Annotated in this window: 14 protein-coding genes; 12 read left to right on the forward strand and 2 right to left on the reverse strand. The window is 72.8% G+C overall.

Annotated features, from left to right (window positions below):
* The first annotated feature begins 12 nt into the window (after positions 1-12).
* From ACKUU6_RS02195 to ACKUU6_RS02250, 12 genes are all read left to right on the forward strand, one after another.
* Entirely contained in the window at positions 13-453 is a 441-nt protein-coding gene (locus ACKUU6_RS02195) for a hypothetical protein (protein WP_407986679.1), read from the forward strand.
* Positions 450-1370, forward strand: coding sequence for a V-type ATPase subunit (locus ACKUU6_RS02200; protein ID WP_407986680.1), 921 nt, complete (start codon positions 450-452; stop codon positions 1368-1370). Before ACKUU6_RS02195 ends, ACKUU6_RS02200 begins: the two co-directional genes overlap by 4 nt.
* A gap of 4 nt (positions 1371-1374) precedes the next feature.
* Positions 1375-2754: a V-type ATPase 116kDa subunit family protein gene (locus tag ACKUU6_RS02205; protein ID WP_407986681.1), complete on the forward strand. Its 1380-nt coding sequence runs from the start codon at positions 1375-1377 to the stop codon at positions 2752-2754.
* On the forward strand, positions 2755-3171 hold the full coding sequence (locus ACKUU6_RS02210; protein WP_407986682.1) for an ATP synthase subunit C: 417 nt from the start codon (positions 2755-2757) through the stop codon (positions 3169-3171).
* Position 3172: 1 nt separating this feature from the next.
* Positions 3173-3394 (forward strand): hypothetical protein, encoded by a 222-nt coding sequence (locus ACKUU6_RS02215; protein ID WP_407986683.1) that lies wholly within the window; start codon positions 3173-3175, stop codon positions 3392-3394.
* Entirely contained in the window at positions 3391-3903 is a 513-nt protein-coding gene (locus ACKUU6_RS02220; RefSeq protein ID WP_407986684.1) for a hypothetical protein, read from the forward strand. The genes ACKUU6_RS02215 and ACKUU6_RS02220 overlap by 4 nt, the downstream gene beginning before the upstream one ends.
* On the forward strand, positions 3891-5618 hold the full coding sequence (locus ACKUU6_RS02225; RefSeq protein WP_407986685.1) for a V-type ATP synthase subunit A: 1728 nt from the start codon (positions 3891-3893) through the stop codon (positions 5616-5618). The genes ACKUU6_RS02220 and ACKUU6_RS02225 overlap by 13 nt, the downstream gene beginning before the upstream one ends.
* Complete coding sequence (locus tag ACKUU6_RS02230; protein WP_407986686.1) at positions 5615-6988, forward strand: V-type ATP synthase subunit B; 1374 nt, start codon at positions 5615-5617, stop codon at positions 6986-6988. Before ACKUU6_RS02225 ends, ACKUU6_RS02230 begins: the two co-directional genes overlap by 4 nt.
* Complete coding sequence (locus tag ACKUU6_RS02235) at positions 6985-7659, forward strand: V-type ATP synthase subunit D (protein ID WP_407986687.1); 675 nt, start codon at positions 6985-6987, stop codon at positions 7657-7659. The genes ACKUU6_RS02230 and ACKUU6_RS02235 overlap by 4 nt, the downstream gene beginning before the upstream one ends.
* A gap of 229 nt (positions 7660-7888) precedes the next feature.
* Positions 7889-9364, forward strand: coding sequence for an AAA family ATPase (locus ACKUU6_RS02240; protein ID WP_407986688.1), 1476 nt, complete (start codon positions 7889-7891; stop codon positions 9362-9364).
* A 131-nt stretch (positions 9365-9495) separates the two neighbouring features.
* Positions 9496-10095, forward strand: a complete 600-nt coding sequence (locus ACKUU6_RS02245; protein WP_407986689.1) for an ester cyclase — start codon at positions 9496-9498, stop codon at positions 10093-10095.
* 111 nt (positions 10096-10206) lie between these two features.
* Positions 10207-11169: a pyridoxamine 5'-phosphate oxidase family protein gene (locus tag ACKUU6_RS02250; protein ID WP_407986690.1), complete on the forward strand. Its 963-nt coding sequence runs from the start codon at positions 10207-10209 to the stop codon at positions 11167-11169.
* Positions 11170-11565: 396 nt separating this feature from the next.
* On the opposite strand, the gene ACKUU6_RS02255 is transcribed toward ACKUU6_RS02250, so the two are convergent.
* Both ACKUU6_RS02255 and ACKUU6_RS02260 read right to left on the reverse strand, forming a co-directional pair.
* On the reverse strand, positions 11566-15183 hold the full coding sequence (locus ACKUU6_RS02255; protein ID WP_407986691.1) for a hydantoinase B/oxoprolinase family protein: 3618 nt from the start codon (positions 15181-15183) through the stop codon (positions 11566-11568).
* A 215-nt stretch (positions 15184-15398) separates the two neighbouring features.
* Positions 15399-16040 carry a hypothetical protein gene (locus ACKUU6_RS02260; protein WP_407986692.1) on the reverse strand — a complete coding sequence of 214 codons (642 nt, stop codon included), beginning with the start codon at positions 16038-16040 and terminating at the stop codon, positions 15399-15401.
* Between the last annotated feature and the right edge of the window lie 89 nt (positions 16041-16129).

Genomic DNA, 16129 nt, shown 5'->3' on the forward strand with positions numbered 1-16129 from the left:
AGGAGGGCTCGCGTGGTGACGTTCCGGGACTTCCTGGCACGGTTCCGCCCGACCGGATCGCCCGGTCCGGGTGCAACCGGCGTCCCCGCAGACCGCGCGGCGGAGTTGGCCGCGGAACTGGGACCGTCCCTGGCCGGACTGGCGCAGGCCCAGGAGGAGGCCGCAGCGATCCGTGCCGCAGCCGCACAAGAGGCCGAGAACATGCGGCGGATGGCCGCGCAGCGGGCCGAGGAGATCGTCCGGGAGGCCCGCGACCAGGCGCCGCAGGTCCGCGTTGAGGCCGCTTCCGCAGTGCGCCGTCCGGCTGAGGCCGAGGCCGGCAGGCTTCTTGCGGCGGCCGATCGAGCGGTGACGGACGCCCGCCGCCGGATTGCTGAACGGATGCCCGCACTGGTCGACCGGGCGGCAGCACAGGCGCTGCCACAGGCCGACGAGCCGAGGAGCTTCCGGTGAGCGCCGGATGGGTCGGCGGGGTAACCCGGGCACGGGCCCTGCACTCCCGCTGCCTGGGGCTCCAAGGAGCGCGGGAACTCGCGTCCGCCCCCACGCTCGGTGATGCCCTGAGGCAGTTGGCGGCAACGCACTACCGTAGGGACCTCCCGCCGGACGCCGACCTTGCCCAGGCGCAGCGAGCGGTCTCCGAGACACTGCTGTGGCACCTCCGGGTGCTGGCCGGCTGGCTTCCGCGCGCCGGTGCGAACGCGCTCCGGGTGTTGGCAGGCGGGTTCGAGATCGCCAACATCGAGGGTCGGCTGCGCTCCCTCACGGGAGTCGAGTCTCCTCCGCCGTACCGACTCGGGGCACTGGCGACCGCTTGGCGCCGCTTGTCGCGGGCCGGGAGCCCCACCGAGCTGCGAATCGCCCTGGCCGCCTCGGCCTGGCTGGACCCGGGTGGCGAGGACCCGGCATCCGTGGCCACCGCACTACGGGTCGCGGCCGCCGCCCGGACCGCCGAAGCGGTGCCGCCCGCGCGGCAGTGGGCTGCGGGCCGGGCCGCACTGCTGGCGGCCCGCGACCGGTACGTCATGGGGCGTCCGCTGTCCGCGGCGGCCGCGCGGCGCGCCGTTCCGCTACTGGGGCCGCGGGCCGTCGAGGCGGCCTCGTTCGAGGAGTTCCGCCGTCACCTGGCGCCGGACGCCCGCTGGGCGGTGGACGGGGTCGAGGACGCGGCGGACCTGTGGCGAGCGGAGGCCCGCTGGTGGACGGTGCTCGACCGCGACGGCGCGGCGTTGCTGCGCGGCACCCGCTTCGGCCTCGCACCGGTGGTGGGGGCCGTGGCGGTGCTGTCCGCGGACGTGTGGCGGGTGCGGGCCGCGCTGGTGCTGGCCGAACGCGGCGGGCCTTCGGAGGCGTTCGATGCGCTGGGCTGAGGAAATGTCACCGGTTCGGATGCGGCGGGTGGCGGTCGTGGCGCCCACCGGGGCGCTGCGCGAAACACTGCTGCTGATCGCGGAGGCGGGCTGTCTGGAGGTCGACCGGGTCGAAGAGGTACCGCCGGGACCGGCGGGCCGACGGCTGCGGCGTCTCACCGTCGCACCGGGCGGATCCGCCGCCCTGTCCGGCGCCCCACCCGATCTCGACGCGCTGGAACGACAGCACCGGAGTGATCTCCTGGCGGGCGAGGCGGAGCTGGAGGAGCGACTGGCGAGCGCGGTCCGGCAGGGCGAGGTGTCTGCCCTTGCGGGCTGGTGTCCCGCCGTGGACATGCCGCGCCTGGCCGAGCGGCTGGGCCAGGTCGGGGGCGCGGTGCTTCCGCTCCGCCCGCCTCGGGGGGTCGACCCGCCCACGCAGCTGCGCGATGCCGGACGGGTGCACCGGTCGTTCGTCCCGCTGGTGACGACCTACGGCACGGTGCCGTACGCGGACCTCGACCCGTCCTGGCCGGCCGGGGTCGCCTACGTGGTGATGTTCGGCCTGATGTTCGGTGATGCCGGGCACGGGTTGCTGCTCGTACTGGCCGCGCTGCTGCTGTGGCGCGGTCGTCCCCGCCGACTCGCACGGCTGCGGCGGCTGTGGCCGTTCGTGGCCGCCGCCGGGCTGGCCGCCACGCTGGCGGGTGCGGCGTACGGGGAGTTCTTCGGTCCGACCGGGCTGCTTCCGGTGCTGTGGCTGGATCCGCTGGACGAGCCCGGGCGGTTGCTGCTGGCGGCCGTCGGCCTCGGCGGGCTGCTGCTGGGGCTGGCGTACGCGGCCGGGGCGGTGAACAGGTGGCGGGAGGGGGGCCCGGCAAGGGCGCTGTACTCGACGTCGGGGGTGGCCGGTTTCGCGGTCTTCCTCGGCCTGGGCGTGGTCGGCGGCGGAGCGTATCTGCACACACCGGTGGCCGCGGTCGCCGGGGCGGTGCTGGTGATCACCGGACTGGCGCTGGCCGGTACGGGCCTGTACGCCGCGACCGGCGGCGGGCTGGGCGGCGCGGCGCAGACCGGGGTGCAGCTCTTCGACGTGCTGGTGCGGATCTTCGCCAACACCGTGTCCTTCGCGCGGCTCGCCGCGTTCGGCCTGACCCACGCGGCCCTCGGGCAGGTGGTGTGGCACGGCACGGTCGCTCTGGCCGGTCGCGGGCCGGGCGCGCTGGTCGGAGCGGTGCTGCTGTTCGTCGCGGGCAATGCCCTGGCGTTCGCGCTGGAAGGGCTGGTGGCCGGGGTCCAGGCCCTGCGGCTCGAGTTCTACGAGCTGTTCTCGCGCGTGTTCGAAAGCCTGGGCCGGCCGTTCCGGCCCTGGCGGCTGCCCGTCCGACGTACGGAGGTGAGCTGAGTGGTCACCTGGCTGATCGCGCTCCCGGTCCTGGCCGCGGCGTTCGGCGCCGCCCACCTGCTGACCCGTCGGCGCGGCCGTGCGGCCGTGTACTGGCTGCTCGGGGTGAACGTGCTGCTGATCGGCGGTGCGCTGGCCCTCCTGGTGACCGCGCTCAACAGCACTGCCCGGGCCGACGCGCCGGCAGCCGCCGCGAGTTCCGGGTCCGGGTCGGCCGCGCTGATCGGTGCCGCGATCGCGGTGGCGGGCGCGTCGCTCGGGGCGTCGCTGGCCGTCGCCTACACCGGAGCCGCCGCGATCGCCGCACTGAGCGAGCGCCCGGAGCTCTTCGGGCGGGCGATGGTCATCGTCGGCCTCGCCGAGGGCATCGCCGTGTACGGCCTGGTGGTGGCGATCCTGCTGATCGGGAAGGCCTGACGTGGGCGCGGTGGCCGCCATCGGCGAGCGGACCCGGGTGGCCGGGCTGGCACTGGCCGGGGTGGTGGTACTGGTCGCCGAGCGGCCCGAGGAGGTACGGCGGGCCTGGGCCGGACTGCCTGAGGGCGCGGAGCTGGTCATCCTCACACCGGACGCGGCCCGGGCGGTCGGCCGTGAACTCGAGGAAGGGGCCCGGCCGCTGACAGTCGTGATGCCGCCGTGAACGCCGAACCACCGACCGACGCACTGGACCCGGTGCGCGCAGAGCTGATGCGCGCCGCCCTGGCGGATGCGGACGTGCTCCTCACCGAGGCACGTCGGGACGCCGACCGCACGCTCGCGGCCGCAACGAGGGAGGCCGAGGCGATCCTCGGCCGCGCCCGGCAGGACGGGGCGGCCGACGGGCGGGCAGCGGCGCGGCAGGACCTCACCCGCGCCCGCGGCGTCGCCCGGAACGCCGAGCTGGCTGTCCGGGGCGCAGCCTATGCGGAGCTTCGCCGGCGCATCACCGCACGCCTGCGCGAGCTGTGCGAGGCCGACCCGGCGTACGGCGAGCGGCTGGCAGCACGGGCACGATCCCTGCTCGGCCCGGATGCCCGGGTCGTCGACCACCCTGACGGCGGCGTCCTGGCGACGGCCCCGGGACGGGTGGTTGATCTCGGCCTGCCCGCCGTGGCCGACCGGTCACTGGAGCGGATGGGCGCGGAGGCGGAGGTGCTGTGGGAGCCGTGACCCCGTACCGGATCCTGCGCGTAGCCGGTCCGCTGGTGGAGATGGCTTGCTCCGGTGACCTCGCCATGCACGACGTGATGCTGCTCGGTGACGCCGGACTGCCCGGGGAGGTGGTGGCGATCGGCGGCGGGGTGGCTACCGTACAGGCGTACGAGTACACGGGTGGTCTGGCACCGGGGCATCCGGCCCGTCCCCGGGGCGGCCCACTGCGTGCAGTGCTGGGGCCGTGGCTGCTCGGCGGTGTCTTCGACGGTCTGCTCCGCCCGCTGGCCGGTGCCGGGGACCGGCTCGTCCCGGGCGGCGGCAGCCGTGCGGACGACCGGGCCTGGCGCTTCGTCCCATCCGTCGAACCGGGCGACCGGACGGACGGGGGTGGCGTGCTCGGGACGGTCACCACCCGGGCGGTCCCCTACCGCGTGCTGGCGCCGCCCGGCTGTTCGGGGCCGGTGGACCGGATCGCCCCCGAGGGCACGTACCCGACCGACGCGGTGCTCGCGGCGGTCGGCGGAACCGAGATCCGGATGGCTGCCGAGTGGCCGGTCCGTACCCCTCGCCCGGTGCGCGCGCGGATCGACGCCGTCGTACCCCTGCACACCGGTCAGCGGGTGATCGATCTGCTCTTCCCGGTGGCCCTGGGCAGCACGGTCGCCGTCCCGGGCGGCTTCGGCACCGGCAAGACCGTCCTGCTCCAGCAGATCGCCAAGTGGTGCCACGCCGATGTCATCGTCTACGTCGGCTGCGGAGAGCGCGGCAACGAGATGGCCGACGTGATCGCCGAACTCGCCGAGCTGGACGACCCCAGGACGGGGGGTCGCCTCGCCGACCGGACGGTCGTGGTCGCCAATACCTCCAACATGCCGATGATGGCCCGCGAGGCGAGCATCCACACGGGTGTGACGGTGGCCGAGTTCTTCCGCGACATGGGACTCGACGTGGTGGTGATCGCCGACTCCACCTCGCGCTGGGCCGAGGCGCTGCGGGAGTTCGCCTCCCGGATGGGCGAACTCCCCGCCGAAGAGGGTTACCCGGCCCGCCTCGCCTCGGAGCTGGCGGCCTTCTACGAGCGGGCCGGAGCCGTCCGTACCCTTTCGGGCGCCCCGGGCACGGTGACCGTGCTGGGCGCCGTCTCACCGCCGGGCGGGGACCTGGCCGAACCGGTCACCGCGCACACCGAGCGCTTCGTGCGCTGCCTGTGGACGCTCGACCGGGAGCTGGCCTATGCCCGCCACTACCCGGCGATCTCCTGGGCGGGCTCCTTCTCCCGCGACGCCGGAGCCCTGTCCGCCGCCCGGGCGCGCTCCGGCGACGCGGGCTGGGCGCAGCACCGCGAGCAGGTCGCCGCCGTACTCGCCGAGGCGGACCGGCTGGCCGATCTCGTCGAGCTGGTCGGCCTCACCGCGCTGCCGGACCAGGAGCGGATCAGCGTGCTGGCCGGCCGGCTGGTCCGGGAGGGGGTGCTCCAGCAGAGCGCGCTGTCCCCGCGGGACGCGTACTGCGCGCCGGAGAAGACCGCCGCCCTGGTGGAGGCCGTCCTGGCGGTCGCCGCCCGGTGCCGGGAACTGGTGGAATCCGGCACCCCGGCGGACGCCGTCGAGGTCGTCGACTTCACGCCGCTGCTGCGGGCCCGCGAGGAGACCGGGCCCCGGGACGCCGCAGGAGTGGCCGCCCGGCGGGACGCCGTCCTGCAGGCGCTGTCGCCGGGGGGCCGGCCGTGAGATGGGGCGAGGTCGAGTACACGGATGTCCGCGAACTGCGCGGTCCGCTCACGGTCGTGGGCGGGGTCACCGGGGTCGGCTGGGACGAGTTCGTCCGGATCACCCTCGCCTCGGGCGAGCAGCGGTACGGCCTGGTCCTGGAGGTCGACCGCGACCTCGCCGTGCTCCAGGTGCTGGAGGGCACCGCGGGCATCGACCCGGCGGCGATGCGGGTCGCGTTCGCGGGCGGCCCGCTGCGCGTACCGGTCGGCCCGGGCTGGCTGGGCCGGGTCTGCAATGGGCGAGGCGTGCCGATCGACGGCGGACCGCCGGTGTTCGGGGCGGCCGAGGCCGAGGTCGGCGGTACTCCGATCAACCCGGTCCGGCGCGTGCCTCCCTCCGAGCCCGTTCTCACGGGGGTGGGTGCCATCGACGTGCTCACCACACTCGTACGGGGGCAGAAGCTGCCCATCTTCTCGGCGGCGGGTCTGCCGCACCTCGAACTCGCCGTACAGGTCGCCGCGCAGTCCACTACCGGCGGCGAGGAGTTCAGCGTCGTCTTCGCCGGCATGGGCCTCACGCACGCCGACGCGTCCTTCGTCCGTGGCGCCCTCGCCGAGCGCTCGGCCGCCGGCGAGCTGGTGCTGCTGCTCAACACCGCCGACGACCCGGTGATCGAACGGCTGCTCACCCCCCGTCTGGCGCTCACCGTCGCCGAGCACCTGGCCTTCGACGGCGGCCGGCACGTCCTCGTGGTGATGACCGACATGACCGCCTATGCCGAGGCGCTGCGCGAGGTCTCCGCCGCACGCGGCGAGATCCCTGCCCGGCGGGCCTATCCCGGCTACCTCTACAGCGACCTCGCATCGCTGTACGAACGCTGCGGCCGCATCCGCGACCGCTCCGGCTCGGTCACCGTCCTGCCGGTCCTCACCATGCCCGCCGGCGACATCACCCACCCGGTCCCCGACCTCACCGGCTACATCACCGAAGGGCAGATCGTCCTCACCCGCGAGGCTCACGCCCGCGGCGTGTACCCGCCGGTGGACGCGCTCTCCTCACTCTCCCGCCTGATGCGCAAGGGCGCCGGCCCCGGGCGCACCCGGAAGGACCATCTCGACGTCGCCGCCCAGCTGCTCGCCGCGCTCGCCAGGGCCCGGCAGGTCCGAGAGCTCGCCGACCTCATCGGCCTCCCTGCCCTCACCCCCACCGATCTGCGTTACCTGGAGCTCGACGAGGCCTTCCAGCTCCGCTTCCTGGCCCAGCGCCCCGACGAGAACCGGCCGCTGGACGCCTCCCTTGCGCTTGCCTGGGAGGTACTGCGCATCCTGCCCCGCGGCCAGCTCGCCATGGTCCCGTCCGAACTGCTCGACCGGCACGGTGTCGCATGACCCCGCCTCGCCCCGGAGGACCGCACCCCGAATCGGGGCGGGCGGGACGGCTGCGCCTGCGGCACCGGCTCGAGGCGGCGCTGCGCGGGGCCGGGTTGCTGGACCGCAAGGTTGCCGTCCTTCGCGAGCGTCACCGACTGTTGGCGGCCGAGGAGGAGGCCGCCCTGCAGGCCTGGCACACGGCGGTTGAGGAGGCCGAGACGTGGCTGCTGCGCGGGCTGCTGCTGAGCGGTGAGCGGGCGCTGGCGGTGGTCGTCACGAACCGGGCCGACGTCGTTGTCGAATGGACAGTGTCAATGGGCGTACGCCACCCGTCCAGGGCCGTCTGCACCGACGCCGTACGGGCCCCCACCGAGCCCTTGCCGGCCAACACCGCCCTCGCACACGCGGAGACCGCCTACCGCACCGTTGTGCGGACGGCTGCCGGGTACGCGGCGGCACGCACCGCGGCCGGCCTGGTCCAGGCTGAGATCGACCGTACCGGGCGGCGGGTCCGCGCCCTGCGCAGGCACTGGATTCCGCGCCTCGCCGAAGCGCTGGCCCACCTGGACCAGGGGCTCGAACAGGCCGAGCACGAGGACGCGGTCCGCCGGCGCTGGGCGGCCGGCACGCCCGCACGCCCGTCGGCGGCGGGAGCGGGCTCCGGGGACAGAGCCGACACGACGAGATGACGGACTGTTCCACCGCAACGACATCACCGCCGTGCCGGTGGACAGCGAGAATTGCCCGGTCGGCATCGTGTCCGAGGCCGATCTGGTAGGCGAGGAAGCCGGCTTGCTGGTGGAGGGCCACCCGGTCACCCGCCGGCTCCACCCGGCCCCGCCGTTCGGGAGGCAGGGCAACCGTCGCGGGCGTGTACTGGGTCTGAAGGCTGCCGCCGAGCGATGGGAGGGCCCACTCGTGCGATCCGCCATCACTGCCGTCGACCGGCCCAAGACACTTTTCGACCGCCAGGACGAGTGGGACGCGCTCGCCAGCTTCGTGAGCGATCCCCGCCCCGGGCCTTCCACCGGCATGGTGACCGGACCCCGGGGTCAGGGCAAGACGTACCTCCTGCAGGAACTGGCCCGCGCTACCGGCGGCTTCTACTTCGGTGCCCAGGAGGCCGCCGAGGCAGAGTCGCTGCGCCGACTTGCCGACCAGCTCGCTCGCCATACCGGCGAAGGCCCACCGCCCCAATGGCGGGGCTGGGAGGAGGCGCTCGACACCCTACTGCTCCTCGCGGCGGACCGGCCGCTTCCGGTCGTCATCGACGGGTTCCCCGAGCTCGTACGGCAGAGCCCCACACTGCCGGCAGCCATCCACAGCGCCTGCCGCCGCCTGCGCGACGCGGACCGGCCGAACCGGGCGAGAGTGCTCCTGTGCGGCAGCTCCATGCCGGTCATGCACCGGCTGCTCGCCGGTGCCCCGGCGGCGGCCGACTTCCAGATCGAGATCCGGCGGCTCGACTTTCGGCAGGGCGCCCGGCTGTGGACCATCGACGATCCCGTCCTCGCCCTCCGGGTCCACGCCGTCGTCGGCGCGAACCCGGCCTTTCGCCACGACCCGGCGGGCGAGGACACACCCGCGAACCGGCACGATTTCGACGCCTGGGTGTGCCGGACCGTCCTCAACCCGCGGCTGCCGCTCTTCTGGAAGGCCGCCCACCTGATCGAACTGGAGCCGGAAGGCTGGGACCGTGCCCTCTGCCACTCCACCCTGGCTGCCATCACGGACGGCTGCGCGACGCCCGGCGCCATCGCCGACTGGCTGCAGCACCCCGCAACCGACGTACCACACGTCCTGAGGCTACTGACCGAATGCGGCTTCGTCGAAGGCACCACGGACGCCTTCCGCCCCGGTGTGACGCACTACCGCATCGCCGAACCACTGCTCGCCTTCGACCACGCCGTCATCCGGCCCCACCGCAGCGCACTCGAACGGCAGGAGGCCCGAGACGTGTGGCCGGCCTTCCGCCCGTCCTTTGAAAAGTCCGTCCTGGAACAACGCTTCGCCCAGGTGTGCCGGGAATGGGCAGTCGGACACGCCGCTGCGGACACCTTCGGATCGACCCCGGCCACGGCTTCACCCGGCTCCCTCCCGATGGCCTCCGGGCAGGCGCCGCTCGGCGCCGACGTGGTGGTCCGCGATGAGGCCCGCGGCCACCCGGGGACGCTGCTCTCGGTCGGTCTGGCGCGCTGCAACGAGGAGATGGATCTGCACCACCTCCACGAGGTCCAGCAGCTCGTGGCCGCAGTCGCCGGACGCGGCGAGGACGTCAGCCGCACCCGGCCCGCCCTCTACAGCGCGGCGGGATTCAGCCCCCGCCTGCGCGCCGCCGAAGCCCACGGCAAGTTGATCCTCGTCGCCCTGGACCGCCTCTACCACGGAGCCTAGAACGACGCCATCCACCCTCACCTGCACCTCATCCGTGAGGCCAGGGAGGGAGCAGTGCCCCCAGCTGCGCCGCCCCGCGCGCCGCGCGAGGCTGATAAGGGGCACACCCCGCCGACCATCTGGAGAATGTCATGAGCGCGCCCATCTCACCCGTCACGCCGGTCGCGGTCGCCCGGAGCGCGGCCGATGCCCTCGGCACCGGCGATCTCAACCGGTTCGCCGAACTCGTCCACGAGGACGCCACTTACGACATCCTCCCCTTCGGAGAGCGACGCGGACGGGCTGCGGTGAAGGAGTTTTTCACGGAGCTCCGTGGTGCCTTGCCCGACTTCTCGATGACCGTTGAGGCTGTCACCGGGGCCGGGGAGCAGGTCGCCGTCGCATGGCGGATCACGGGCACGTTCAACGGCAAGCCGTTCCAGGGTTTCACGCCGAACAATCGCACCTTCGACATCCGTGGCATCGATTTCATGGACGTCGATTCCGGCCGCGTCCGACACGATCGAGTCGCCTTCGACGGTGCCGAATGGGCCCGTCAACTCGGGCTGTTGCCACCCCGGGGCTCGGCTGCCGAACGCACCGTGCGGACCGCCTTCAACGCCAGGACTCGAGTCGTCCGACGCTGGCGCGAACGCAGGCATTGGGCGGCAGGGCGGCGATCGTCACGGGCGGCGCACGGGGGATCCGTGCGGCGATCGCCTGCCGGTTCGCAGCAGAGCGCGCAGCAGTGACCATCCCTGAAAATCCTGTGCGAGGAAGGTGAGCCGCTCGCAACCGATCTACGCGGTCGGCTCACCGACCGACACCGAGCTCCACGCCGAAGATTCTCCTGGGAGACCGCAATGAGAGCCGCCATCGGAGACCGCGTCATCGTGGAAGGCACGCGCCCCGGCGTACCGCGGCGCGACGGAAAGGTGACCGCACTGCACCGGCCGGACGGCGAACCGCCCTGGGAAGTCCTGTGGTCGGACACCGGGCACTCCACCCTGTTCTTCCCCGGTCCGGATAGTCGCCTGCACCACTTCACCAGCCAAGACCCGAGCAGCCAGGCGCCCCCGCCATCAGACCGACCGCACACCTCCCCGAAGACGGAGCGGAGCGGGCCGGCCGCGCCCGGGGAACCCACGGGCGGTCCGGCACAGGCCAGGCCGCGCAACCCCGGCGACCTGGGCAGACGAGTCGCGCTGCGTCGCGAGCAGCTGGGACTCAGCCGGGAACAGACCGCGGTCCGGGCCGGCATGGCGGTCAGGTACCTGGAGTACCTGGAAACCTCGCCCACCGACGTCGAAAGGGGAGCACTGGCCAGGCTGGCCGCCGTGCTGGACACATCGGTCACGCAGTTGCTGGGCGGCGGACTCGACCTGCCGCCCGGCCGCGCGAGCGCCGCCGCGCACCCGGTACTGGAAGAGTTGGCACGCTCCGAGTGCTGGGAGCGACTGTCCACCGACGGAGTCGGCCGGGTGGCCCTCGGAACCGCAACGGGTCCGATCGTCCTCCCGGTCAACTACTGGGTGCTGGATGGCACACTGATCTTCCGCACAGCTGCCGACGGCCCACTTGCCGCCACCGTCGGCCAGCGCGTCGCCTTCGAGGTCGACCGGATCGACGAGGTGCTGCGCACCGGCTGGAGCGTGCTCGTCACCGGTGACGCCCACCGGATCGACGACCGGCCGGCGCTGGCCCACCTGAAACAGCGCGACAAGCCGTCACCCTGGGCGGGCGGCGAGCGCGAGCTGTGGGTCCGGATCAAGCCGACCGAACTCAGCGGCCGCGTGATCCGTACCGCCGACGACCCGACGCGGTGACGTCATCCGCTCACACCTGGTGGCCCCATCCGCTGCCGGCCCGCCCGGCCCGCAGTGGCTGCCGCCCCGGGTGGGACCAGGGCCTGACCGGCCGCGAGCTCGGCGCCGATCTCCGTACCGGCGGATCGTCGGGGTCATGGCGCGCGATGGAGGGCGCGGCTCTCCGGTGTGCTGTCACCGGTGTCGAGGGCGGTGTCGCCTGCTCGACTCGACCCCGGGTGCCGCCGGGCTCACCCCCTTGGACTGGGCTGCGCAGCTCCCGCGCCCCGGCCCTCGTACCGGGCCCGGGCGGGGCGTAGCGCGCGGACGTGCGAAGTGGCCGTACTGTTCGCGCGCCGCTCCGAGCGCCTCCCTACGCAGGCGCCGACAAGGAGCAGGACGCCGAGCCGGGCTCGTTCAGCCGGTACCGTAGCCTCCCCCGCCAGGGGTCTCGATCACCAGCACGTCTCCTGCCTTGAGGTCGGCGCGGTCGCAGCCGCCGAGGCGCAGGATGCTGCCGTCGGCGCGCTGCACCTGGTTGGCTCCGAGGGCGCCGGGCGATCCGCCGGCCATGCCGTACGGGGGCACCCGTCGGTGTCCGGACAGGAGGCTCACTGTCATCGGCTCGCGGAACCGGATCCGGCGGACCGCCCCGTCGCCTCCGTGCCATCGCCCTGCGCCGCCGCTGCCGGGCCGGACGGCGAACTCCTCCAGCAGGACGGGCAGACGCCATTCGAGCACTTCGGGGTCGGTCAGCCGGGAGTTGGTCATGTGCGTCTGCACCACGCTGGTCCCGTCGAATCCGTCGCCTGCTCCGGAGCCGGAGGCGACGGTCTCGTAGTACTGGTGGTGCTCGTTGCCGAAGCTGACGTTGTTCATCGTGCCGGATCCCTCGGCCTGGACACCCAGCGCCGCGTAGAGCGCGCCGGTGATCGCCTGTGAGGTCTCGACGTTCCCCGCGACCACGGCGGCCGGGAAGACGGGTGCGAGCATCGAGCCCTCCGGGATGATGATGCGTAGCGGGCGCAGGCAGCCATCGTTGAGGGGGATGTCGTCGGTGACGAGGGTGCGGAAGACGTAGAGCACGGCTGCGGTGACCACGGCTGACGGTGCGTTGAGGTTGGTGTCGAGCTGTGGCGAGGTGCCGGTGAAATCCACGGTGGCGCAGCGCTGTTCACGGTCGACGGAGATCCGCACGGCGATCACCGCGCCGGAGTCCGTCTCGTAGCGGTAGGCGCCGTCGTCAAGGGCGTCGATGACGCGGCGGACCGCTTCCTCCGCGTTGTCTTGGACGTGGCGCATGTAGGCCTGTACGACGTCGAGGCCGAAGTGGTCGATCATCCCGGTGACCTCGTCGACTCCCTTCTGGTTGGCGGCGATCTGCGCCCTCAGGTCGGCGAGGTTGGTGGCCGGGTCACGGGAGGGGTAGGGCGCTTCGGTGAGCAGCCGTAGCGTCTCTGCCTCGCGTAGCCGGCCGTTCTCGACCAGCAGCCAGGTGTCGAAGAGGACGCCCTCCTCGTGGATCTCGCAACTGTTGGCCGGCATCGAGCCCGGCGTGAGCCCGCCGATCTCGGCGTGGTGGCCGCGGGAGGCGACGAAGAAGAGGATCCGTCGGCCACCTGCGTCGAACACCGGTGTCACCACGGTGATGTCGGGCAGGTGGGTGCCGCCGTGGTACGGGTCGTTGACCGCGTAGGCGTCGCCGGGCTTCAGCGCTCCGGCGCGGCGGCGGATCACTTCCTTGACGGTGGTGCCCATGGATCCCAGGTGCACCGGGATGTGGGGGGCATTGGCGATGAGGTTCCCGGCCGGGTCGAAGAGCGCGCACGAGAAGTCCAGTCGCTCCTTGATGTTGACGGACTGCGCCGTCGACTCCAGCCGTGCGCCCATCTGCTGGGCGATGGCCATGAACAGGTTGTTGAAGATCTCCAAGAGCACGGGGTCGGCCTCGGTGCCGACGCCGGCCTCGGCTCGTGCGGCCACCCGCTCCGCCAGCAGGTGGCCGACCGGTGTCATCGTCGCCTGCCACCCCTCGTCGACCACCGTGGTCGAGCCGGACTCGGCGATGATCGCGGGGCCGGCCACCGTGTCACCGGGCCGCATCGCCGCCCGCTCCAGCAACGGGGCCTCGCGCCAGGCGCCGTTCGTGTACAGCCGTACGACCCCTGCCTCGCTGGTGGAGCCCGGTCCGCCGAGGTGGCCCAGGTCGGGCTGTTCGGTGAGCCCGGTCGCCTCGACCGAGAGGGCCTCGATGACGATCGGGCGATCCATCAGGAACGAGTAGGTGGCGCGGTGGCTCGTCTCGAAGGCGGCGGCCATGGCATCGGGCTCCGCCAGTTCGACCGCGACGGTGGTGTCGGTACCTTCGTAGCGCAGCTGCGCGCGGCGGGTCACCCGGATCCGCTCGGGTGGAGTCCCCTCGTCGAGCAGCTGCGCGCACGCCGCCGATTCGAGGTCCTCGGCGACGGCCTGGACCCGCTGCATCGAGGCCGGTTCGAGCAAGCTCTCCACGGACTGCTCGCGCATGACCGTGGTATCGGCGAGGCCGATGCCGAGTGCGGAGAGCACTCCGGCCATGGGGGGAACAAGGACGCTGCGGATGCCCAGTGAGTCGGCCACCGCGCAGGCGTGCTGGCCGCCCGCACCGCCGAACGTGGTCAGCACGTACCGGGTGACATCACGGCCCTGCTGCACGGAGATCCGCTTGACGGCGTTGGCGATGTTCGCCACCGCGATCTGGAGGTAGCCCTCGGCGACCTGCTCGGGCGAGCGCCGATCACCGGTGCGCTCGCGGATCTCCGCGGCGAGCCCGGTGAACCGCCGGCACACCAGGTCACCGTCGAGCGGCTGGTCGCCGGACGGTCCGAACACGTGCGGGAAGTACGCGGGCTGGATGCGGCCGAGCATCACGTTGGCGTCGGTGACGGTCAGCGGGCCACCGGCACGGTAGGACGCCGGCCCCGGCTCGGCGCCTGCCGAGTCGGGGCCGACCCGCAGCCGACTACCGTCGAAGTGCAGGACGGAACCGCCGCCGGCGGCCACGGTGTGGATGGCCAGCATCGGTGCGCGCAGCCGCACCCCGGCCACCTGGCTGCTGGACACCCGCTCGTACTCTCCGGCGAAGTGGGACACGTCGGTGGAGGTGCCGCCCATGTCGAAGCCGATGACCTGTTCGAAGCCGGCGAGTTGCGACATCCGCACCATGCCGACGATGCCGCCGGCCGGGCCCGAGAGGATCGCGTCCTTGCCGCGGAAGTGGCCCGCCTCCGCGAGGCCTCCGTTGGACTGCATGAACATCAGGCGCACACCCCGTAGTTCCTCGGCGACCTGGGTGACGTAGCGGCGCAGCACCGGGGAGAGGTAGGCGTCGACCACGGCGGTGTCGCCGCGCGGCACCAGCCTCATCAGCGGGCTGGCCTCGCCGGAGAGCGACACCTGTGGGAAGCCGAGCTGCTCGGCGAGGCCGCCGATGGCCTGTTCGTGCGCGGGGTGGAGGTAGCTGTGCAGGCAGACCACCGCCACGGAGCGGATGCCCTCCTCATGGACGCCTCGCAGGTCTTCGCGCAGCCGATCGAGATCCGGTGTGCGCAGCACGGTGCCCTCGGCCGTGATCCGCTCGTCGGCCTCGATCACCCGCTCGTAGAGTGGCTCGGGCGGGGTGATCCGGCGGTCGAAGATGCGTGGCCGGTTCTGGTAGCCGATGCGCAGCGCGTCGCCGAAGCCGCGGGTGATCACCAGGGCGGTCCGCTCGCCCTTGCGTTCCAGCAGGGCATTGGTGGCCACCGTCGTGCCCATCCGCACCACGTCGATCCGGACATCGGCCAGTGGCCGGTCCGCGGGCAGGCCGAGCAGTGCGCGGATCCCCGCCACCGCGGGATCACGAGTGGGACCGCCGTTCCCGGCCGGGCCCTGGAGGTGCCCCGGGGAGTGTGACAGCAGCTTGTGCGTCATCATCCGGCCGTCCGGGCTGAGCGCGACGACGTCGGTGAAGGTGCCCCCACGGTCCACCCAGAACTGCCAGCCCCTGGGTTTCACGCGCGGCTCCCTCCGTCGCCCGGCGCGATGGCCGTGTCCGCAGCCTGTCGTGGTCGAGTATCCAACCGGGCGATCAAACACCGCAAACACGACATATCTGAGCGTGTCGGCTTCCTCCGGACGAAAGTCAGGACTGGCGGCCACCCGGTCGGCGTCTGCCGTGAAACCGCGCCGGGTGAGAGGCGGGTCGTGCTGGCAGGGGGCCCGGCTGTCGCTCAGCCGGTCGGCCTGGAGCCGACGAAGAGGGCCGCGTGGCGGGCCATGGACACAGCGTGGCTAGCGCATCGCTCATAGCAACAGCTCAGCAACGTCGCATCGGCGATGTCATCAGGGGTGGCCTGGCAGGCTTCCGAGAGCATCTGCTCGTACAGTAGCCGCTGGCGCTGGGCCATCTCGTGCATGCCTCCGAGAAGGTCGGCGATGGTCTCGTATTCTGTGGCCTCCAGCACGTCACCGGCCTGACCGACCATCGTCCGGGCAAGGTTCCCCATTCCTCGCAGGGGGAGCCGTAGCCGTGGCGGCAGGGGCTGCCTCGACTGCCGTGCCCAAGCAAGCTCGACCATCTGTCGGGTAAGAGCCGCCAGGCACTCCACGTCGGTGCCGACGTGGACGCCGACGACGATCGCGCGCGGGTCAGCCGTCGGCGAAGCGTCCGGCAGAACTGCCGAAGCGTCGTCCTCGATCTCCTCACGGAGCTCGTGCAGCGCCTTCTCGGCGGCCGTCGCCTTCTCGGCAGCATCGTCGGCCGCGTCGAGCAAGGCAGCAGTGGCTTCACCCAGAGCCTTGTTCGCGAGCCGGATCATTCCAGCCAGGTCGCCAAGCAGCAGACCCGACCAGTACGGGCCGGTCTGAGACACCCCGCCACCTCCTGTTCCAGGACACCAGCTCCCTCGCCAACCGCATCGGCGCGGTGGGCTCCCTGCCGGGCCGAGAGCGAGGCGATTAC

The organism is Kitasatospora sp. CMC57 (genome assembly GCF_045866025.2).
GTDB lineage: Bacteria > Actinomycetota > Actinomycetes > Streptomycetales > Streptomycetaceae > Kitasatospora.